This is a genomic window from Dechloromonas sp. ARDL1 (assembly GCF_051122455.1).
GTDB lineage: Bacteria > Pseudomonadota > Gammaproteobacteria > Burkholderiales > Rhodocyclaceae > Azonexus.
The window spans coordinates 1,125,366-1,145,221 of sequence record NZ_CP168939.1 but is presented as its reverse complement, the minus strand read 5'-3'; the positions used below and the strand labels follow the sequence as shown (position 1 = coordinate 1,145,221).

Below are 19,856 nucleotides of genomic sequence, written 5' to 3'. Positions count from 1 at the left end.
TGCCGTTTTTGCCTTGTCCCCCCCCGTTCCGTGGATTCGATTGCCCTGATTCTCGTCATCACCGGCGCCTTGTGCCACGCCGCGTGGAACCTGCTCGCCAAGAAGGCCTCTGGCGGCCTGCCTTTCGTTTTCCTGTTCGGCGTGGTCGCCAGTACGGCGGCCCTGCCCTTCGCCGTCTGGGCCTGGCACGAGAATCCGCTGCCGCTGACATGGCTTGCCTGGGCAGCCATTGCCGGGAGTGCGTTGATGCATGCCGTCTACTCGCTGGTGCTGCAGCAAGGTTATCGCAACAGCGACTTCTCGGTCGTCTATCCGCTGGCACGCGGCACCGGCCCGCTTTTCTCGGTTACGGCAGCCATCGCCCTGCTCGGCGAAATGCCCAATCAGGCCGGCTGGATCGGCATTTTGGCGCTACTGGCGGGAATCTTCCTGATCTCCGGCGCCCACCGCATTCACCGTGCCGCGACGGAGCGCGCCCGCGCCGGACTATTCTGGGGCTCGCTGACCGGCCTGTGCATCGCGGCCTATACGGTCATCGACGGCTGGGCGATCAAGGTACTTGGCCTCTCTCCGCTTCTTTTCTACGTGCTGTGCCTTGGCCTGCGCACCGTCATCCTCGCGCCGCAGGCACTGCGCAACATGCCGGCGCTACGCACTGAATGGCTGCGCAGCCGGCGCTACATCATCGCCGTCGGCCTACTGTCGCCGCTGGCCTATCTGCTCGTCCTTTTCGCCGTCCAGCGCGCCCCGCTCAGCTATGTCGCGCCGATGCGCGAGCTGTCGATGTTGGTCGGCGTTTATTTGGGCACGCGACTGTTGCGCGAAGCCCTGCTCCCGTCGCGGCTGATCGGGACCGCCTTCATGATTGCGGGGATCGTCGCACTCGCGCTGTTCAGCAAACCTTCGCCATGAGCGACACGTCTCGAACAGGGCTGCGTACCGCTAGCCCAATTCCGGAAAGAGCACGTCGGTAAAGCCGAAACGCGAGAAATCGCGCACGCGCATCGGGTAGAGAATGCCGTTGAGGTGGTCGCACTCGTGCTGGACGACCCGGGCGTGAAAGCCGTCGACCTCGCGCTCGATCCGATTCCCCAGCGGGTCGTAGCCGCTGTAGCGGATGCGGTCGGGACGAGCGACTTCGCCGCGCAGGCCGGGCACCGACAGGCAGCCTTCCCAGGCCGCGACCTCGTCGCTACCCAGCGGCTCGATGCTCGGATTGATCAGCACGGTCAACGGCACGGCCGGTGCATCCGGGTAACGCACGCTGTGTTCGAAGCCGAAAATCACCAGTTGCAGGCCAACGCCGATCTGCGGAGCGGCGAGACCGACGCCGCCGGCCGCCGCCATCGTGTCCATCATGTCGGCGATCAGGGCGTGCAGTTCCGGCGTATCGAATGCGGCAACCGGTTCCGCCGGTATCAGCAGGCGCGGATCGCCCATGCGCAGGATGTCGCGAACAGCCATTGTTTCTTCCTCGTCGGCAAACTCAAGCGGCGATTGTAGCGGCGACCGGCCGGTCGCCGCTTACTTGGCCCTGACCAGGCGGCGCACCGCGGCCGACATGGCGATGGCCCCCTGCCCGGCGAAGGCTTCGAGATTGGTCTCGATTTCTTCCGGGCTGTACAGGTAATTGACCATCAGGCCGAAAGATTGCCGGAAACCCTTGGGCGAGCTGTCGCCAAGGTAGTTCAGCCGCTCGATGCGGGCGCCGTTGCCGAGGTGGAAGCGCGACACCGGGTCGAGCGGCGGCCCGCTCTCGGCGCCACCCTGCTTGGCCGCCGCCAGATAGCGGGCTGCCAAGCGAGCGAGCGGATCGCGCAGGCTGCGCACCTGCTTCTTGTCCTGCGCCCAGGCGCCATTCGACAATTCATCGAGCGAGCGTTCAACCCCGGCCTCGGCAAGCACCTGCGGGTTCCTGCGCACCCAGGCCGCCAGGCCGGGCATCGGCGACAGCGTGGCAAAATTGGCCAGCTTGGGAAAATCGCGCTTCAAGTCGTCGATCACCCGCTTGAGCAGGAAGTTGCCGAAGGACACGCCGCGCAACCCGACCTGGGTGTTGGAAATGGAATAGAAGATCGCCGTATCGGCCTTGCGGTTGTCGAACACCGGGGCGCTCTCGTCGAGCAGCGCCTGGACGTTATCGGCGAGATGATCGGTCAGCGCCACCTCGACGAAGATCAGCGGCTCGGCCGGCATGCGCGGGTGGAAGAAGGCATACAGGCGGCGGTCGGAATCGAGGCGATTCTTCAGGTCGGTCCATGAGCGAATTTCATGTACCGCTTCGTACGCGATCAGTTTCTCCAGCAAGGATGCCGGCGAATTCCAGGTGATGCGCTGCAGTTCGAGGAAACCGACGTCGAACCAGGCCGACAGGCGCGACTCCAGCTCGCGGTCGAGTACCGCCAGTTCCCTGTCCTTTTCCAGGTAGCCCAGCAGGTCGGCGCGGAGGTCGACGAGGAACTTGACGCCCTGCGGCATGGCGTTGAACTGGGTCAGGATGCGGATGCGCGACGAGCGCATGGCACCGCGCAAGGCGGCCTCGGCCTTCCACTGCTCGGGCGTGCCGACCGCCTTCTGGTAATCCTTGTGCGCGCTGGCTACCTTGGCCGGATCGGGGCCGAATTCGAGGGCAATCAGTTTCAGGAAGCGCTGCCGCCCTTCGTCGTTCAGGCGCAGGTAGGTTTCCGCCAGACGCGCCGCCCGGCTGCGCGCCGACACCTCGCCGCCAAGTCCTTCGGCGCATTCGCGCAACTGCGCGCGCAATTGCTCGACGCCCCGCGCGGTCAGGGCGATACGTTCAGCACCGCCCCCCATCAGGGAGCGCAGCTTGTCGACCAGGTTTCCAGCCACCATGATTCACCTCCTTACGGCCATTTTGCCCCAAGCGCCGCCGAAAATCAGCGCCAGGCAACGATCCGCATGAAGCCGTCAGGATTCAGGAGCGCCTGCCCGGAGAAAATCCAGCGCATCGAGCGGCGCCGCGTCACACCAGCGCCAATCGCACGCTGCCAGCTCGTAATCGGCAAGACGGTCGAGCCGCCCGCCGATTTCGGCCGGCGCATACCCCATCAGCGACAGCCGCGCCACGGGGAAAACCAGCCCGTCGCAGCGTCCGGCGAGCAGGCGCGCCCGGAGCTCGGAAAACAGCAAGGATCGGGCGTACAGGCCGATCGTCACATGCGGCACATAGTCCCCGAACAAACGGTGTGCGCCGTCGATCGCCAGGCATCGGCGCAAAGCGCCAATCCCGCCTTCCGTATCCCGCACCGTCAGGTAGGGGGCCGAGAGAAAGCTATCCGCTTCGCCGATCTCGATGGAAAACGGCTCCGGTCGGGCAAGCCGCAAGGCGGCCAGTTGGCGGGCCAGCAGCGCGGGACCGAATTCGTCGTCGTACAGCGGCCGGCGGGACGGGAAACCGCACACATCGAGCGTGACATGCGGCTGCCGGCAATAGCCTTCGAGCAAGGCATCGCCCAGCAGGCGGGCATGGCGGGCCACGTCGTCGGCAACGGCCGGCACATCGACATCGAGCGCCCAGAACACGTACGGCTGCCGCCCGCGATGCCATTCGACAAAGTCCCGGCGGATGCTGGGCTGCGTCCGCGCCTCGGGTATCAACGCACTTCCCGCTCAGCGCCCGGGCGTTCGAACAGCACCGGCATGATGTTGTCGGCCAGCAGCAAGCCCACCGCCAGTACGGCACCGGTGATGACCATCTCGGTAATCAAGCCGATGCCGGCAACACTGTCTTGCTGCATCAGCGCGTGCAAGCCGCGAAAGCCCATGCTGCCGGGCACCAGCGTGATCAGGCCCGGTATCTGGACGAGTGCCGCCGGCCGCTGGGTGAGGTGTTGATAAAGATGGCCAGCACAGGCCACCGCCAGGACGGCTGCAAAGGCGGCGACCACGCTGCCCATGCGGGCGTCGAGCAGCGAAAACACAGCCCAGGCCAACAGGCAGGCACCGACCGAAATATGCGCCGAGGAAGCAGGCGCCTGCAACACGGCGAGCAGGGAGACTCCGAGCGCGGCGATGGCCAGCCAGATTGCCCAGGGTGCGAGCGGTAGCGGCACCCCCGGTGTCTGCACCGGCAGACTGGCCAGCGCCACCTGGGTGCCGATGGCCAGCCCGGCGCCCAGCAGGAAGAGCAGGACAAAGGCACCGGTCAGACGGCCGGTGCCGGCCAGGTAGTTCCGGGTCGCCAGTTCCGACATGGCTACCGTCAGCATGAAACCGGGCAGCAGGAAGACAATGCCGGCCACGGCCGAGACAAAAGGTACCTGCTGCGGAAAGAACAGGGCCAGCACCTGTGCCAGGAAAGCCGCCAGGGCGCTCAGGATGACTGGCACCGCGGGCGCCAGCCGCGGGTAGCGGGAAAAACCGACATAGCCGCCAACGAACAGCACGCCGATGAAGCCGCCGCACAGCATCTCCACCCAGCCGCCCCGCAGCAGCAGCGCGACCGCCCCGGAGAGCAGGAAGCCCATCGCCGCCATGGCCCAACCCGACCAGGGCGACGGCTGGCGCATGATGTCGTCGAGACGGGCCGCGTAGGCGTCGATCGCGTCCGCCGACACGATGTCGCGGCTTAACGATTGCAAGGCGATCAGGCGCGCCATGTTGAAATCGTAAGGCGGCAGGCGGAGCATCTCGACCCGCCGCGTACCGTCGCCGGCGACCACGGTCAGCGCCAGGAAGGTGAGCACGGCAAAGCCTTCGACCCGCACGCCGAGCCGTGCGCCTATGGTGTTCAGGCTGAGTTCCAGGTCATGTGCCGGCGCCCCGCTGACATGCAAGGCCAAACCCAGATCGCGTAAAAATGCGGACAGCCGGGCAAGGGATTGATCGTCGAACGAAGGCATGGTCGGGTACGAAAAGGAAGCCAATCGGGGCCACACTCTAACCGATTCCCTTTTTCGGCACGACGGGGGATATCCAGCCGACCTCCGGGCGTGTTAAAACGTGCGTCCGCATCAACCACGGAGTCGCCCATGCCCCGCCCATTTCGCAAGCTTTGCCGCTACGGCTGGCTGCTCGCTGCCGCCTTCGCGCTGCCGCTATACGCAGCCCCGCCTGCCGGCCACCCGACGCCAGCACAGGCCAGCGACCTGCTCGTGCCGGAAAAGCCGCCGCGCGCCGCCGACCTTCCGAACGAAGGCAAGGTGCTCGACGTGATCCACGCCAACGAATTCAGCTATCTCGAAATCGCCCGCAAGGGCAGCAAGGAGAAACAGTGGGTCGCCATCCAGAAGAGCGAAATCAAGGTCGGCAGCACGGTGCGCTATGAAGATGGCGCAACCATGAGCAATTTCTACAGCAAGCTGCTGAAACGGACATTTCCGAGCGTGATGTTCGTCGATCATCTTGCCGTCACCGGCAAACCCTGACCTGCCCACCACAACATGAACCACTCACGAAAGAAACCCATGAAGCACACCCTGCATACCTTCGCCATCGGCAGCCTGATCGCCCTCTCCGCCTGCTCCGCGCTTGCCGGCCCCGCCGAACGCTCGCCCAGCGGGCTGGTCTATGAATCACTGAAGGACGGCACCGGTGCCCAGCCGACCGCCCAGTCCAACGTCCAGGTTCATTACCGTGGCACGCTGGCCGACGGCCGCGAATTCGACAGCTCCTACAAGCGCGGCGAGCCGGCGACCTTCCCGCTCAACCGCGTCATTCCGTGCTGGACCGAGGGCGTCGCCAAGATGCGCGAGGGCGGCAAGGCCAAGCTCACCTGCCCGCCGGAAATCGCCTACGGCAGCCGTGGCGCCGGTTCGGCCGTGCCGCCGAACGCCACGCTGACCTTCGAGGTCGAACTGCTGAAGATCGTGCGCTGATTGACCTGTCGAAGGAAGACATCCGCTCCGTGAAAACCCTGCTGATCGTCTACCACACGCACACCGGCGGCACGCTGCAGATGGCCCGTGCCGCCGCCGATGCCGCCGGCGCCGAAGCCGGCATCGCCGTGCGTCTAAGCAAGGCGGTGGAGACGACGGCGGACGACGTGCTGGCGGCCGACGGATTCATCTTCGCAACGCCGGAAAACCTCGCCGGCATGGCCGGGATGCTCAAGGACTTCTTCGACCGGACCTACTATGCGGCACTCGACCGCGTAAACGGCCGGCCCTATGCCACGCTGATCTGCGCCGGCAGCGATGGCGCCGGCGCCGCCCGGCAGATCGAGCGCATCGCTACCGGCTGGCGCCTCAAGCCGGTGGCGCCGCCGCTCGTCGTGTGCACCCACGCCCAGACGCCGCAGGCCATCCTCGCCCCCAAGCACATCGCCGCCGATGAACTGGCACGCTGCGCCGAACTCGGCTGCACCATCGCCGCCGGCCTGGCGCTGGGAATCTTCTGAGCCGCCAGCGCCCGGAAATACTTCACCTGTCGATTTCCCGCATAGGCAGGACCAGACGAATCGGCTAAGCTCGCGCGATCATTTTCTGCCCGGGAACCGCCATGCCCGTCATCGAACTGCAGCACCCCCTCGTCAAGCACAAGATCGGCCTGATGCGCGAAGGCGACATCAGCACCAAGAAATTCCGCGAACTGACGGCCGAGGTCGCCCGCCTGCTCAGCTATGAAGCCTGCGCCGATTTCGAACTGGAAAAGACCACCATCGCTGGCTGGGCCGGCCCAGTCGAGATCGACCAGATCAAGGGCAAGAAGGTCACCGTCGTCCCCATCCTGCGCGCCGGCCTCGGCATGCTCGACGGTGTGCTCGACCTGATCCCCAACGCCAAGGTCAGCGTTGTCGGCATCGCCCGCAACCACGACACGCTGATGCCCGAGCCTTACTTCGAGCGTTTCGTCGGCCAGCTCGACGAGCGCCTGGCGATGATCATCGACCCGATGCTGGCCACCGGCGGCTCGCTGATCGCCACCATCGACATGCTCAAGCGCAACGGCTGCAAGCACATCAAGGCGCTGGTGCTGGTCGCAGCGCCGGAAGGCATCAAGGCGCTCGAAGCCGCCCATCCGGACGTGCAGCTCTATACGGCAGCCATCGACAGCCATCTCAACGAAGTCGGCTACATCATCCCCGGCCTAGGCGACGCTGGCGACAAGATTTTTGGCACCAAGGAGGCTTGATGAGTACATACGCCCACGAGCCGACCTGGCGTACCGCGCTGTCCGGCGCGCAGATTCTTTTCGTCGCCTTCGGCGCCACCGTACTGGTGCCGCTGCTCACCGGCCTCAACCCCAGCCTGGCGCTGCTCGGCGCCGGGGTCGGCACGCTGATCTTCCAGCTATGCACCAAGCGGCAGGTGCCGATCTACCTCGGCTCCAGCTTCGCCTTCATCGCCCCGGTGATCTACTCGGTACAGACCTGGGGCATGCCGGCCACGCTCGGCGCACTGGCCGCCGCCAGCTTCTTCTATTACGTCGCGGCCGGGCTGGTGAAATGGCGTGGCGTCGATTTCATCCACCGCCTGCTGCCGCCGGTCGTCATCGGCCCGGTGGTCATGGTCATCGGCCTCGGCCTCGCCCAGGTCGCCGTCAACATGGCGACCGGCAAGGCCGGTGAGGCGCAGGTCGTGCCTTACGAAACGGCCATCGCCATTGCCGCCATCTCGCTGCTGGCAACCATGCTCACCGCCATCCGCGCCAAGGGCCTGCTCAAGCTGGTGCCGATCCTGGTCGGCGTTGCCGTCGGCTATGTGGCATCCCTGTTTGCCGGCATCGTCGATTTCGGCAAGGTCAGCGCCGCCGCCTGGATCGCCCTGCCGGAATTCGGCAAGCCGGAATTCAACCTGGCCGCCATCCTGTTCATGATCCCGGTCGCCATTGCCCCCATCGTCGAGCACGTCGGCGGCATCCTCGCCATCGGCTCGGTGGCTGGCAAGGACTACACCGAAAGCCCCGGCCTGCACCGCACGCTGCTCGGCGACGGGCTGGCCGTCAACGTCGTCGGCCTGTTCGGCGGCCCGCCGGTGACCACCTACGGCGAAGTCACCGGCGCGGTGATGCTGACCAAGAATTACAACCCGGCGATCATGACCTGGGCGGCCGGCTTCGCCATCCTGATGGCCTTCGTCGGCAAGTTCGGTGCCCTGCTGCAGACTATCCCGCTGCCGGTCATGGGCGGCATCATGGTCCTGCTCTTCGGCTCCATCGCCGGCATCGGCCTGAAGACGCTGATGGATGCCAAGGTCGATCTGGCCAGCCCGCGCAACCTGTGCATCGTCTCGGTCACGCTGGTCACCGGCATCGGCGGACTGGGTGTGCATATCGGCAGTTTCTCGCTGCAGGGCATCAGCCTGTGCGGCGTGCTGGCGGTAGCGTTGAACTTCCTGCTGCCCAAATCATCTGATGCGCACTGACTTATTGCCACCCTCCGCTCTTGAACACCCGACCAGTCCTCCATGCAGTCTTCCGATTTTGAGCGCCGCGGCTTCGCTGCCGGTGTGCAGGAAGGCTTCGTCGCCTTCCTGCCGGTATCCGTCGGGCTGATCCCCTGGGCGCTGGTCGTCGGCATGGCGATGACCAGCGCCGGTTTCACGCCCATCGAGGCGATGGGCATGAATATCATCGTCTTCGCCGGCACCGCCCAGCTCGGCACACTACCGCTGATCGTCGATCACGCCCCGCTGTGGCTGATCCTCGCCACCGGGCTGGCGCTCAACCTGCGTTTTCTCATTTTCAGCGCCGGCATCGCCCCGGGGTTTCGCGGCATCGGTACTGGCTGGCGTTGGCTGTGCGGGCACTTCCTGACCGATGGCAGCTTCGCCGTCTGTTACGACAAGCTGATGCAGGTCGACGACCCACGCTGGCGCCTCGGTTTCTACCTGATAACCGGCGTCTGGTCCTGGCTGCTGTGGCAGACCTTCACGCTGGCCGGCATCTTCGCCGCTGGCGTCATCCCGAAAAGCTGGTCGCTGGAGTTCATGGCGACCATCGCGCTGATCGTGCTGCTGGTACCGATGGCAAAGTCGCGGCCCATGCTCGTCGCTGCCCTCGTCGGCGGCGGCAGCGCCGTGCTCCTGCGCGGCATGCCGCTACGCCTGGGCGTCGTCACCGCCATCGTCATCGGCATCGCCGCCGGCTTTGCCGCCGAACACTGGCAGGAAAAGAAGGCCGCATGAACGACGATATCTCGCTGTGGCTGATCTTCATCGTGCTCGGGCTGGCGACCACCCTGCCCCGCGCCAGCTTCATCGTCCTCGGCAACCGCTTCAACCTGCCGCCGACGCTGCAGCGCGCGCTGCGCTACGCCCCGGCCGCCGCGCTGGCCGCCATCGTCGTGCCCGACGTTCTGCTGGTTGGCGGTAGCGTCGAGCCGATCAACCCCAAACTCGCCGCTGCCATCGCCGCCATTCTCGTCGCCATCCGCTGGCGTAATCCCTGGCTGCCGTTCATCGTCGGCATGGCAGTGCTGCTCGGGCTGAAGGCGCTTCTCCCCGGTTGAGAATGCCTAGCGGCGCTGCTTCTTCTTGCCGCTATTATTGACCGACACCTGCGTCGCCACCGGATCCTGGCTGGCAAAAAAATGAGCCACGGCATCAAGATCTTCGAGGCTTTGCCCCTTGAACGCATCGTCCTGCAAAAAGCCAAATCTGCGCTTCCCACCCACAAAAAGTCTGATTTGCTTCAACAAGTGCTGCAGGTCCTGGCCTGCCATGAGCGGCGCATCCTTGTCGGCCTCCCGGCCGTTGTCGCCGTGGCAATCGTTGCAGCGATTGCGAAACACGATCTCGCCCCGCACCACTTTATCCGGGTCCGTCTCCTGGATCGGACGCGTTGCCTTGACGGCTTGATAGTGATGAGCGATGGCTGCCAGTTCGCTTTCCGGAAGCGACTCCGGTACATGATTCGCTACCTCGGTCGGTGAGCGCCCCTTCTGTAATTTTTTCATCGCAGCAAGCAGGTAACTGTCGAGTTGGCCGTTGAGATGGGGCATCGACGGCTGTTTTGCGATGCCGTCCAGCCCATGACAACGCGCACAATTGTTTTGCACAGCGGCCGGAACATCCTGAGCCAGTAGATTTCCGGAAAGACAATACGCCAGACAGGCCAGCAAGCAACGCACGCTTTTCATTCATTCCCCTTCTTTGGTGATCATTGATGAACTATGCGAATAATAGCGATAATGAGAAAACCGCACATCCAACGAGGTATTCGACAGTGTTCCTCCGTAAAACACTCGCCCGACCGCTCATCATGTCAGCCCTGCTCGCCTTCTCGGCGAGTCTCTGGGCAGAGGTTGCCCGCTACGAAGAGCCGATTCGCTACCGGCGTGCCGTAATGACCATGATCAAACGGCACTACGAGCAAGTATCGGCGATGGCCAAGGGAAAAGCCGCGATGAATCGCGAGGAACTGAATCGCCACGCAAACTATCTGGAGATGCTGTCGCGGGCCAGCATCGACGGCTTCGTCGCCGGGTCGCACGAAGGAGAGACCAAGGCCAAGCCTGAAATCTGGCAGGACTGGCCGCGCTTTCGTTCGCAGATCGAGAAATTCCAGGCTGACGCGACACGCCTGAAGGAAATCGCCCGAGGCGGCAATCTGGAAGCCCTGAAAACTGCGGTTTCCGATATGACGCGAACTTGCAAGAACTGCCACGACGACTATAAGACTTCGTCACTGTAAGGCTGACTTTAACTTCTGCCCAATCAAGGACGAAACGCCCGCCATAACGGCGAAAGCCGCTATCCAGCGCTGGCGCGCCTGAATCTCCTGGCCCCGGTCTACGCCGGGGTGAAACAACGCTCCAGGCGATCACTGTTCCAGCAAGGCAGGCTGGACGGCTTTTACGCCAAGACAATCCTAACCCCATGAACGACCTACACAATCCGGGGCCATTGTCATAATCCTGCCGCAACGATGGCCTGCAAATAACCACAGCCAGAAAGAAAGCCCTCTTCTTTCGCTTCTGGAAAACCTCGTTCGACTCCAGGCCAGCTACGCCGTTTTTATTGCCCCCTAGCAGGCTGCTGAAATACCGCCCTGCAACTGCAGACGGTGGCATGGAACGGAGTCGTTTTTCGTAAGGCGAAGCGGATTTTCGGTCGTTCGCACGTGTTTTACAGGGATTCCGAGGTGTTTTCCTATCATATTGCCCCCAGCGGACGGATTGCTCCCAAGGAGCGCATGCGCGTCAGGTTGTAGGCGGCCATGGTCAGCACGAACAACTGATCGACCTTCTCCAGTCCGCGCACCATCACCTGGCGTATCGGCCCAATGAACTTGGCCCAGCCGAATCCCTGTTCGATGAGTTTGCGCTTTTGCTGGGAGATCGCGTAACCGTCACTGCCGGCAATGTCGTCCGGCACGGCAGAACGGCGATGGCTGGTGTTCTGCGCCACATGGGGAATGACATTCAGTTCGATGAGTGCCGCAATGAATTCCTGGGCATCGTAGCCCTTGTCCGCGCCGAGGGTGATTTCAGCCGTTTCGCCGGCGACTTGGCGGGCATCGGCGATCAGGGCCTTGGCAACTTCCCGCTCGGCATAGCCATCGGCCGTGGTCACGACCGCACTGGCAATGAGTCCGTGGCGGTTGTCGCTCAAGGTGTGTCCCATGTAGCGCAACTCACTGGCGGTATTGCCCTTGCGGTACAGTCGGGCATCCGGGTCGGTACGTGAGGCGTGGGTGTCATTGCTGCGTGACTGGCCCTTGAAATTGCCGCCGCCTTCATCATCTCCGCCGTCCTTGCGCAGGAAACTCTTGTGTCCCGCCCAAGCCTGGATGAGCGTGCCGTCGACACTGAAATGTTCGCCTGATAGCCAGTTCTGCTTCTCGGCAATGGCCAGTACCGCATTGAAGAGTTCGATCACGGCATCGTGGGCAATCAGGCGTTCGCGATTCTTGGTGAAGACGGTGGGCACCCAGACTGCATCGTCCATCGATAGGCCGATGAACCAGCGAAAGAGCAGGTTGTACTGGGTCTGCTCCATCAATTGCCGTTCCGAGCGAATGCTGTAGAAGATTTGCAGCAGCATGGCACGCAGGAGTTTCTCCGGGGCAATGCTGGGGCGACCGCCTTTGACGTCGGCGGCATACATGCCGCTGAGCAGGGGTTCGATATCCTTGAGCGCCCGATTCACCATCGCCCGGATCGGCCGCAACGGGTGCTGCGCCGGCACAAAGTCGTCCAGGCGACGCATCGTAAACAAACTCTCGGTGAAGGTGTCGGCTCCGCGCATGATCCGCTTTGTGCTCTCGGTAATCTCGGTGAATCTCTATAACGATCAAACCCGCTGTTTCGTCGACAGGATGGGGAAGTATTTCAGCAGCCTGCTAGGCGATCCGATTGCCCGACACCAAACAATTCGCTTCAGGACTTATGTCATATTTGTCGGATTTTTTTACACCAAGCACCAATTTGAAAAAAATGAATTTCATTTTTTATTTAAATTCAATGCATTGCAAAAATGGTCCAGTATTTGCATTGAACAGGTCATCTGCAATCAAAAATCACTTGAACGGTGAATTCCATGAAAAATATCCTGAAAAAGAGCATCGCGATGACCGCACTGGCATTGGCATCGCAAGCAGCCCTCGCCATCAACCTGCCGACCGGTCCCTGTAACGGGCAAAACTGCCTGCAGTTCACCGATTTTCAGGTTTACTCCCTGACACTACTGAACGGCGGCTCATCCAACTCCGGCCCTTACGCGGTTGACGCCACACCCGGTAGCATCAAGGACTACGTTGTCGTTGGGGTCAATAACGGAGGACAGGCCCAGACAAACATTGCAGGCATTGACAACGCCTACAACACCCCGTCGGCCAACAACATCAAAACCTTCACCAACATGACCACGGATACCACCAACGGCCCGGCCAGCGGTGATGGAAACAGTTGGCAAGCCAGTATCAGCACCTTGGCTTCCCAGTTTGCCGGAAGCAAGTTTGTCGGCTTCTTTGCCTTCAACGAAACGGGAACACAGGGCGGAAGCAGCGCAACCAACCTGCTTGATGGTGGTCCTGATTTGCTCGTCTGGGCCAAGATCACCTTGGTTGACATCCAGAACGCCGGCAACAACAAGTCGTTCTATCTCCAGCCAACCGGATCCGCACTGAGCAACGACCCCCTGGCCAATCCGCTCCCGCCATCGAATGCTACCGGCTTTGGCGATACCGGTCCGTGGGCCTACGTTCACGGCTCGATTTGCATGAACGGCGCCGTCTTTACTGGCTTCCCGGACGCCAACGGTGTTTGCGCAGTCGGTCAACCGAAAGCACAGACCAACACGGGCCAGAACAATGCGGCCTTCGCGATATACAACCAGCAGCTGGATGACGAAATTCACAATAAGGATACGATTTTCGACACCCTGCAAATTGATTGGCAGATGGCCTACATCAACGGCGGCGGCGAAACCGCCTGGATTCAACCGTTTGGCACACGCGACGACAACAGCGTTCCCGAACCCACCACCCTGGCACTGCTTGCCATGGCATTCATCGGGCTCGGCGCGCACGGCAACCTCAAGCGGAAGCACGCAGTCGCCTGATCGCAACTTCTCCAAAGAAAAAGCCAAGACGCCTTGTCTTGGCTTTTTTTAGCGGGTACGGCAGAAGATGATTCAAAAAAGGCCGGGATCAATCCCGGCCTTTTCGTTTCCATCAGGCAAGCATCACGCCTTCTTGTGGCTGGCCAACCGCGTCCAGGTATCGACCACGGTATCCGGGTTCAACGAGATGCTGTTGATGCCCTGATCCATCAGCCATTCGGCCAGATCTGGGTGGTCGGACGGGCCCTGGCCGCAGATGCCGATGTACTTGCCGGCCTTGTTGGCGGACGAAATCGCCATGGCCAGCAGTTGCTTGACGGCCGGGTCGCGTTCGTCGAACAGGTTGGCGACGAGACCGGAGTCACGGTCGAGACCGAGAGTGAGCTGGGTCAGGTCGTTGGAGCCGATGGAGAAGCCGTCGAAGATTTCCAGGAACTGGTCGGCGAGCAGCGCGTTGGACGGGATTTCGCACATCATGATCAGCTTCAGGTCGTGTTCGCCCTGCTTCAGACCGTGTTCGGCCAGCAGTTCGACAACAGCCTTGCCTTCACCGACGGTACGGACGAACGGCACCATCAATTGCACGTTGGTCAGGCCCATTTCCTCGCGCACCTTCTTCATCGCACGGCACTCCATTTCGAAGCAGTCTTCGAAGGTGTGGGCGATGTAGCGGGAAGCGCCACGGAAGCCGAGCATCGGGTTTTCTTCTTCCGGCTCGTACAGTTCGCCGCCAAGCAGCTTGCGGTATTCGTTGGACTTGAAGTCGGACAGGCGGACGATGACCGGGTTCGGCCAGAAGGCGGCAGCGATGGTGGACACACCTTCGACCAGCTTCTCTTCGAAGAAGGCCTTCGGCGAAGCATAGCCACGGGCGCGGCGCTTGATTTCGTCGCGCTTGGAAGCCGGCAGGCGCTCGACGTCGAGGATGGCCTTCGGGTGGATGCCGATGACGTTGTTGATGATGAACTCGACGCGGGCCAGACCGACACCGGCATTCGGCAGCTGGGCGAATTCGAAGGCCAGTTCCGGGTTGCCGACGTTCATCATGACCTTGACCGGCACATCCGGCATGGCGGAGATGTCGCGGGTGGTGACTTCGTAATCCAGGCTGCCGCGATAGACGTGGCCGGTATCGCCTTCCGTGCAGCTGACCGTCACGATTTCGCCTTCGGTCAGGGTTTCGGTGGCGTCACCGCAACCGACGATGGCCGGAATGCCCAGTTCGCGGGCGATGATCGCTGCGTGGCAGGTACGGCCGCCACGGTTGGTGACGATGGCGGAGGCGCGCTTCATCACCGGTTCCCAGTTCGGATCGGTCATGTCGGCAACCAGCACGTCGCCCGGCTTGACCTGATCCATTTCCTTCGGGTCCTTGACGACGCGGACCGGGCCGACGCCAATCTTCTGGCCGATGGCACGGCCGGAAGCGAGCACCTTGGAGAAGGACTTCAGCTTGAACTTTTCCTGCTTGCCGGCGTGCGCCTGGGACTGCACGGTTTCCGGACGAGCCTGCAGGATGTACAGCTTGCCGTCGACGCCGTCCTTGCCCCACTCGATGTCCATCGGACGACCGTAGTGCTTTTCGATGATCTGGGCGTAACGGGCCAGTTCCATGACTTCTTCGTCATTGATCGAGAACTGGTGACGCAGGGATTCCTCAACGTCCTCGGTGATCGTGGACTTGCCGGCAACCTTCTCGGGCGAGAAGGTCATCTTGATCATCTTGGAACCGAGGTTGCGGCGCACGACGGCCTTCTTGCCGGCTTCGAGCATCGGCTTGTGCACGTAGAACTCGTCCGGATTGACGGCGCCCTGCACCACGGTTTCGCCCAGGCCGTAGCTGGAGGTGACGAAGACGGCATCGCGGAAACCGGATTCGGTGTCGAGCGTGAACATCACGCCAGCCGCGCCCTTGTCGGAACGCACCATGCGCTGGATACCGGCCGACAAGGCGACATCGGCGTGCAGGAAGCCCTTGTGCACACGGTAGGAAATGGCGCGGTCGTTATACAGGGAAGCGAACACTTCCTTGATCGCGTGCATGATGTTTTCCAGACCGACGATGTTCAGGAAGGTTTCCTGCTGGCCGGCGAAGGAAGCGTCCGGCAGGTCTTCGGCGGTGGCCGAGGAGCGCACGGCGAAGGACATGTCGGCGTGGGAGTCGGCCACCAGGCGCTGATACTGCTCGGTGATGGCGATGGTCAGGTCCATCGGGAACGGCGTATCGAGCACCCACTGGCGAATCTCGGCACCGGTCTTGACCAGGGCGTTAACGTCGTCGACATCCAGCGCGTCGAGGGCGGCGTTGATCTTGGCATCGAGTCCCGATTGCGACAGGAAGACACGGTAGGCGTGTGCCGTGGTGGCGAAGCCGCCGGGCACGCGCACGCCGGTGTCGGCCAATTGCGAGATCATTTCACCGAGCGACGAATTCTTGCCGCCGACTTGCTCGACGTCGGTCATACGCAGTTTTTCGAACGGGATTACCAATGCTTCCATTGCTGCTTCCTTTCGGGATCGAAATTAAAGGTTGTGAATTACGAAGTTGAAAAATCGGTTGTCAGGCGGCGTTCGGCCGTTTCGCGGCGAGCGACGGAGCGCAGCGTCTGGGCCAGCGTCTCGCGGACGAAATCGATATGCGTCTCGGCGGCGGAGCGTGCCGCTTGCGGCTTGTTCTCGCGAATATTCTTGTAGATCGCCTCGTGCTGGCTCATCAGCAGGCGATTGGCGGCCGGCACACCCTTCAGCTCGCCCAGATTGAGGCGGATATTGTCGTGCATCAGGCTGAGCAGTGCGCCGGACAGATGGCCGATCAGCACATTGTGTGCGGCATCGCCGATGGCCTGATGAAAAGCGATATCGGCATCCGAACGCTTCTGCGCATCGTCGGATTCGAAAGCGCCCATCAAGGTATTGAAGGTCTGGTCCAGCCGCTGCAAGTCGGCTTCGGTAGCCCGCTCAGCAGCCCATTCGGCAGCCTGGCCTTCCAGCATGCGGCGAAATTCGAGCATGTCCTCGCGCAGGTTCGGGTGTTTGCCCATCATGTCCTGCCACGGGTCGGAGAAACTGGACTCCAGCACGTCGGTCACATAGGTCCCACCGCCCTGGCGGCTGGTTACCATGCCCTTTGAGGCCAGCTTCTGGATCGCTTCACGCAGGCTCGGCCGCGACACCCCCAGATCGACCGCCAGTTCACGCTCCGGCGGCAAGCGATCGCCGGGCTTCAGCGAGCCTTCGAGGATGCGACGCTCCAGCGTGGCAGCGATGGCATCGGAAATGCGTGGAACCTGTAGCTTGCTCGGCATTGGTAAGACCACATTGATTGGTAAGACCAGCGCATTCTAATCATCGATCAGACAAAGTGCAAGCCTAGGGATTTCCCTATTCAGGATTGACTAAGTGTCGGTATTCACGCAAAATTTCGCCAAGACCGCAAACTGGTCTTACCATTTGACCGGTAAATAATTTCAACGGAGACAAGATGCATAGCCGATCTGCATACCCCACTGACGTCTACTTTTTCGCAACCTGCGTCGTAGACCAGTTCTTCCCCGGTGCCGGCATGGATGCGATCACCCTGCTCGAGCGCCAGGGCATTCGCGTGCATTTTCCAGAAGAGCAAACCTGCTGCGGCCAGCCCGCCTACTCCAGCGGCTTCCCGGACGAAGCGCGCAAGGTGGCGGCGCTTCAGCTCACCCTGTTTCCCAACGACTGGCCGGTGGTCGTTCCCTCCGGCTCCTGCGCCGGCATGATGAAGCACCACTACCCGACGCTGTTCGCCAAAGACCCGGCCCGCAAGGCGGCCGCCGAAAAACTGTCGGCCCGCATCTACGAATTCACCCAGTTTCTCGTCGAAGTACTCGACTTCAAGCCTGAGGACTGCGGCAGCGACTGCACCGTGGTCCTGCACACCTCCTGCTCGGCGCGCCGCGAGATGGGCGTCCATCTCACCGGTCGCAAGTTGCTCGGCGACCTCGACAAGGTCCGCGTGGCACAACAGGACCACGAATCGGAATGCTGCGGCTTCGGCGGCACCTTCTCGGTCAAGCAGCCGGAAATTTCCGGCGCCATGGTCGAGGACAAGCTCAAGGCGCTCAAGGCCACCGGCGCCGAGCGCGTGGTCAGCGCCGATTGCGGCTGCCTGATGAACATCCTCGGCCATGCTGCCTGGAAGGACCAGCAGGAAGGCCGCGCAACGCCCAGCCTGCCCGGCGAGCACATTGCCACCTTCCTGCTGCGCCGTACCGCCAAGGAGAATGCCCAATGAGCGCCCGTGACCGCATCCTGGCCAAGCTGAAGGCCGCCACCCCGGCATCCGCCGGCGAACTGCCCGACGTGGCCGGCTGGTACGCCACCCATCGCGGCGAGGAAAGCACCGCCGACAAGGCCAAGCGCTTCCGTCACTTCATCGAATTGGCCCACGCCGAGGTCTATGCCGTATCACGCGGCGGCTGGTTGCAGAAACTGTACGAAGTACTCAGCGCCAAGCAGATCGACAAGCTGCTGGTCGCCCCCGGCACGCCCCATGGCGCCCGCGCCCAGTCCGAACTGCCGCCGCTGGGCATCGCCTGCCCGAGCTACGATAAGCCCATCGAAAGCTGGAAGCCGGCGATGTTCAATGACACCCCGGCCAGCTTCACCGCCGCTCGCGGCGCCATCGCCGAAACCGGCACGCTGATCCTGTGGCCGACGCCCGACGAGCCGCGCCTGATGTCGCTGGTGCCGCCGGTGCATATCGTGCTGCTCGACGCCACCCGTATCTACAACACCTTCTTCGAGGCCATGCAGGCGGAGGGCTGGAAGAACGGCCTGCCAACCAACTCCCTGCTCGTTTCCGGCCCCTCGAAGACCGCCGATATCCAGCAGACGCTGGCCTACGGTGCGCACGGCCCGAAGGAACTGGTCGTGCTGATGATCGGAGACGAACAATGAGCGCCCCCAATCCGACAGATTCCAACATGACCCCGCACGCCCTGCACTTCATGCCCTCGGTCGGCTTCCGCGCCCGGGCCAAGGATGTCGTCGAGAATCCCTTCCTGCGCCAGAGTTTCCGTGGCGCGATGGACTTCCTGATGAGCAAGCGTGCTGCCCAGTTCCCCGACCCGGAGGAACTGGAAAGCTTGCGTGACCTGGGCGAGCGCATCCGCCAGTACAACCTGGCCAAGCTACCCGAATTGCTCGTCCAGCTGGAAACCAACCTGACGCGCAACGGCATCCAGGTGCATTGGGCCGAAACGCCCGAGGAAGCCAACGCCATCATCCTCGGCATCTGCCAGAAACACGCAGCCAAGCTGATGGTCAAGGGCAAATCCATGGTCAGCGAGGAAATCGAGCTGAACCATGCCGCCGAAGCCGCCGGCATTGGCGCACTGGAGTCGGACATGGGCGAATACATCGTCCAGCTGGCGCACGAGAAGCCGTCGCACATCATCATGCCGGCCATCCACAAGACCAAGGAGCAGATCGCCAAGCTCTTCCACGAAAACGTACCGGGCGTCGAATACACCGACAACGTCGATGCGCTAATCCAGATCGGCCGCCAGGTCCTGCGCGAGAAGTTCGAGATCGCCGACATCGGCCTCTCCGGCGTCAATTTCGCCGTCGCCGAAACCGGCACGCTGTGCCTGGTCGAAAACGAAGGCAACGGCCGCATGTGCACCACGGCGCCGCCGGTGCATATCGCCATCACCGGCATCGAGAAGATCGTCGAAAAGCTCGAACACGTGCCGCCGCTGTTGTCGCTGCTGACGCGCTCCGCCACCGGCCAGAACATCTCGACCTACTTCAACATGATCTCCAGCCCGCGCAAGCCCGGCGAGAAGGACGGCCCGGGTGAAGTGCACCTGGTGCTGCTCGACAATGGCCGCAGCCAGGCCTACGCCGACGAGCAGTTGCGCAAGACCTTACAATGCATCCGCTGCGGCGCCTGCATGAACCACTGCCCGGTCTACACCCGCATCGGCGGCCATGCCTACGGCACGACTTACCCCGGTCCCATCGGCAAGATCATTTCGCCGCACATGCTGGGGCTTGAGGCGACGGCCAACATGGCCACCGCCTCTTCCCTGTGCGGCGCCTGCGGCGAAGTCTGCCCGGTCAGGATTCCCATTCCCGAACTGCTCGTCCGCCTGCGCGAAGAGTCCTTCACCGCCCCGCACGCCAACCCGGCGATGCGCGGCCAGGGCGCCGGCTACAACGCGCTGACCTCGGCCATCTGGCGCGGCTGGGCTGCCGTCTATGGATCACCGGCCCTGTACCGCACGGTATCCTGGCTGGGCAGCCGCTTCCGTTGGCTGATGCCGCGCAAGCAAGCCGGCTGGACCTCGGTTCGCACGCCGCTGCAGCCTGCCCCCAAACGCCTGCGCGACCTGATCAAGGAACGTCCCTAATCCC

Annotated in this window: 22 protein-coding genes; 14 read left to right on the top strand and 8 right to left on the bottom strand. The window is 62.7% G+C overall.

Going from position 1 to position 19,856, the window contains the following annotated elements; all coding sequences use genetic code 11:
* Positions 1–30: 30 nt before the first annotated feature.
* On the top strand, positions 31–912 hold the full coding sequence (locus tag AB6Q56_RS05610; protein WP_434516121.1) for a DMT family transporter: 882 nt from the start codon (positions 31–33) through the stop codon (positions 910–912).
* 30 nt (positions 913–942) lie between these two features.
* Here the strand turns inward: AB6Q56_RS05610 and def are convergent, their stop codons facing one another.
* The 4 genes from def to AB6Q56_RS05590 form a co-directional block, all read right to left on the bottom strand.
* Positions 943–1,464 (bottom strand): peptide deformylase, encoded by a 522-nt coding sequence (gene def / locus AB6Q56_RS05605; RefSeq protein ID WP_434516120.1) that lies wholly within the window; start codon positions 1,462–1,464, stop codon positions 943–945.
* Between the two features lie 60 nt (positions 1,465–1,524).
* Positions 1,525–2,814, bottom strand: a complete 1,290-nt coding sequence (locus tag AB6Q56_RS05600; RefSeq protein ID WP_434517135.1) for a malonyl-CoA decarboxylase — start codon at positions 2,812–2,814, stop codon at positions 1,525–1,527.
* A gap of 114 nt (positions 2,815–2,928) precedes the next feature.
* Positions 2,929–3,618 carry a 2'-5' RNA ligase family protein gene (locus tag AB6Q56_RS05595; protein WP_434516119.1) on the bottom strand — a complete coding sequence of 230 codons (690 nt, stop codon included), beginning with the start codon at positions 3,616–3,618 and terminating at the stop codon, positions 2,929–2,931.
* The gene (locus AB6Q56_RS05590; protein WP_434516118.1) at positions 3,615–4,862 is read right to left on the bottom strand and encodes a threonine/serine ThrE exporter family protein; all 1,248 of its coding nucleotides are present in this window, start codon (positions 4,860–4,862) and stop codon (positions 3,615–3,617) included. Before AB6Q56_RS05590 ends, AB6Q56_RS05595 begins: the two co-directional genes overlap by 4 nt.
* A 129-nt stretch (positions 4,863–4,991) precedes the next feature.
* Between AB6Q56_RS05590 and AB6Q56_RS05585 the strand changes: the two genes are divergently transcribed.
* From AB6Q56_RS05585 to AB6Q56_RS05555, 7 genes are all read left to right on the top strand, one after another.
* Positions 4,992–5,387, top strand: coding sequence for a hypothetical protein (locus AB6Q56_RS05585; protein WP_434516117.1), 396 nt, complete (start codon positions 4,992–4,994; stop codon positions 5,385–5,387).
* A 39-nt stretch (positions 5,388–5,426) separates the two neighbouring features.
* Complete coding sequence (locus tag AB6Q56_RS05580) at positions 5,427–5,837, top strand: FKBP-type peptidyl-prolyl cis-trans isomerase (protein ID WP_434516116.1); 411 nt, start codon at positions 5,427–5,429, stop codon at positions 5,835–5,837.
* Positions 5,838–5,866: 29 nt separating this feature from the next.
* Positions 5,867–6,358, top strand: coding sequence for a flavodoxin family protein (locus AB6Q56_RS05575; RefSeq protein WP_434516115.1), 492 nt, complete (start codon positions 5,867–5,869; stop codon positions 6,356–6,358).
* Between the two features lie 101 nt (positions 6,359–6,459).
* Entirely contained in the window at positions 6,460–7,092 is a 633-nt protein-coding gene (upp, locus tag AB6Q56_RS05570) for a uracil phosphoribosyltransferase (RefSeq protein WP_434516114.1), read from the top strand.
* Entirely contained in the window at positions 7,092–8,324 is a 1,233-nt protein-coding gene (locus AB6Q56_RS05565) for a uracil-xanthine permease family protein (protein WP_434516113.1), read from the top strand. Before upp ends, AB6Q56_RS05565 begins: the two co-directional genes overlap by 1 nt.
* Before the next feature lie 42 nt (positions 8,325–8,366).
* Positions 8,367–9,086: an AzlC family ABC transporter permease gene (locus AB6Q56_RS05560; RefSeq protein WP_434516112.1), complete on the top strand. Its 720-nt coding sequence runs from the start codon at positions 8,367–8,369 to the stop codon at positions 9,084–9,086.
* Positions 9,083–9,409, top strand: a complete 327-nt coding sequence (locus AB6Q56_RS05555) for an AzlD domain-containing protein (protein ID WP_434516111.1) — start codon at positions 9,083–9,085, stop codon at positions 9,407–9,409. Before AB6Q56_RS05560 ends, AB6Q56_RS05555 begins: the two co-directional genes overlap by 4 nt.
* A 6-nt stretch (positions 9,410–9,415) precedes the next feature.
* On the opposite strand, the gene AB6Q56_RS05550 is transcribed toward AB6Q56_RS05555, so the two are convergent.
* Positions 9,416–10,039: a c-type cytochrome gene (locus AB6Q56_RS05550; RefSeq protein ID WP_434516110.1), complete on the bottom strand. Its 624-nt coding sequence runs from the start codon at positions 10,037–10,039 to the stop codon at positions 9,416–9,418.
* A gap of 122 nt (positions 10,040–10,161) precedes the next feature.
* On the opposite strand from AB6Q56_RS05550, the gene AB6Q56_RS05545 reads away from it, so the two are divergent.
* Positions 10,162–10,593 (top strand): c-type cytochrome, encoded by a 432-nt coding sequence (locus AB6Q56_RS05545; RefSeq protein WP_434516109.1) that lies wholly within the window; start codon positions 10,162–10,164, stop codon positions 10,591–10,593.
* Positions 10,594–11,054: 461 nt separating this feature from the next.
* On the opposite strand, the gene AB6Q56_RS05540 is transcribed toward AB6Q56_RS05545, so the two are convergent.
* A complete protein-coding gene (locus AB6Q56_RS05540; RefSeq protein WP_046535740.1) occupies positions 11,055–12,149 on the bottom strand; it encodes an IS5 family transposase in 1,095 nt (364 codons plus the stop codon).
* On the opposite strand from AB6Q56_RS05540, the gene AB6Q56_RS05535 reads away from it, so the two are divergent.
* Together AB6Q56_RS05535 and AB6Q56_RS05530 are read left to right on the top strand one after the other, a co-directional pair.
* Complete coding sequence (locus AB6Q56_RS05535; protein WP_434516108.1) at positions 12,148–12,435, top strand: hypothetical protein; 288 nt, start codon at positions 12,148–12,150, stop codon at positions 12,433–12,435. The two genes, AB6Q56_RS05540 and AB6Q56_RS05535, sit on opposite strands and share 2 nt — an antisense overlap.
* A gap of 5 nt (positions 12,436–12,440) precedes the next feature.
* Positions 12,441–13,463 (top strand): PEP-CTERM sorting domain-containing protein, encoded by a 1,023-nt coding sequence (locus tag AB6Q56_RS05530; protein ID WP_434516107.1) that lies wholly within the window; start codon positions 12,441–12,443, stop codon positions 13,461–13,463.
* Positions 13,464–13,586: 123 nt separating this feature from the next.
* Here the strand turns inward: AB6Q56_RS05530 and ppsA are convergent, their stop codons facing one another.
* Both ppsA and AB6Q56_RS05520 read right to left on the bottom strand, forming a co-directional pair.
* Entirely contained in the window at positions 13,587–15,962 is a 2,376-nt protein-coding gene (ppsA, locus tag AB6Q56_RS05525; protein ID WP_434516106.1) for a phosphoenolpyruvate synthase, read from the bottom strand.
* A gap of 38 nt (positions 15,963–16,000) precedes the next feature.
* A complete protein-coding gene (locus AB6Q56_RS05520) occupies positions 16,001–16,768 on the bottom strand; it encodes an FCD domain-containing protein (RefSeq protein ID WP_434516105.1) in 768 nt (255 codons plus the stop codon).
* 176 nt (positions 16,769–16,944) lie between these two features.
* Here AB6Q56_RS05520 and AB6Q56_RS05515 point away from each other — a divergent pair, with 176 nt between their 5' ends.
* From AB6Q56_RS05515 to AB6Q56_RS05505, 3 genes are read left to right on the top strand one after another with little or no spacing between them, the layout of a single operon-like run.
* Positions 16,945–17,730: a (Fe-S)-binding protein gene (locus tag AB6Q56_RS05515; RefSeq protein WP_434516104.1), complete on the top strand. Its 786-nt coding sequence runs from the start codon at positions 16,945–16,947 to the stop codon at positions 17,728–17,730.
* Entirely contained in the window at positions 17,727–18,395 is a 669-nt protein-coding gene (locus AB6Q56_RS05510) for a LutC/YkgG family protein (protein ID WP_434516103.1), read from the top strand. The genes AB6Q56_RS05515 and AB6Q56_RS05510 overlap by 4 nt, the downstream gene beginning before the upstream one ends.
* A 50-nt stretch (positions 18,396–18,445) precedes the next feature.
* Positions 18,446–19,852, top strand: a complete 1,407-nt coding sequence (locus AB6Q56_RS05505) for a LutB/LldF family L-lactate oxidation iron-sulfur protein (RefSeq protein ID WP_434517134.1) — start codon at positions 18,446–18,448, stop codon at positions 19,850–19,852.
* The last annotated feature ends 4 nt before the right edge of the window (positions 19,853–19,856 follow it).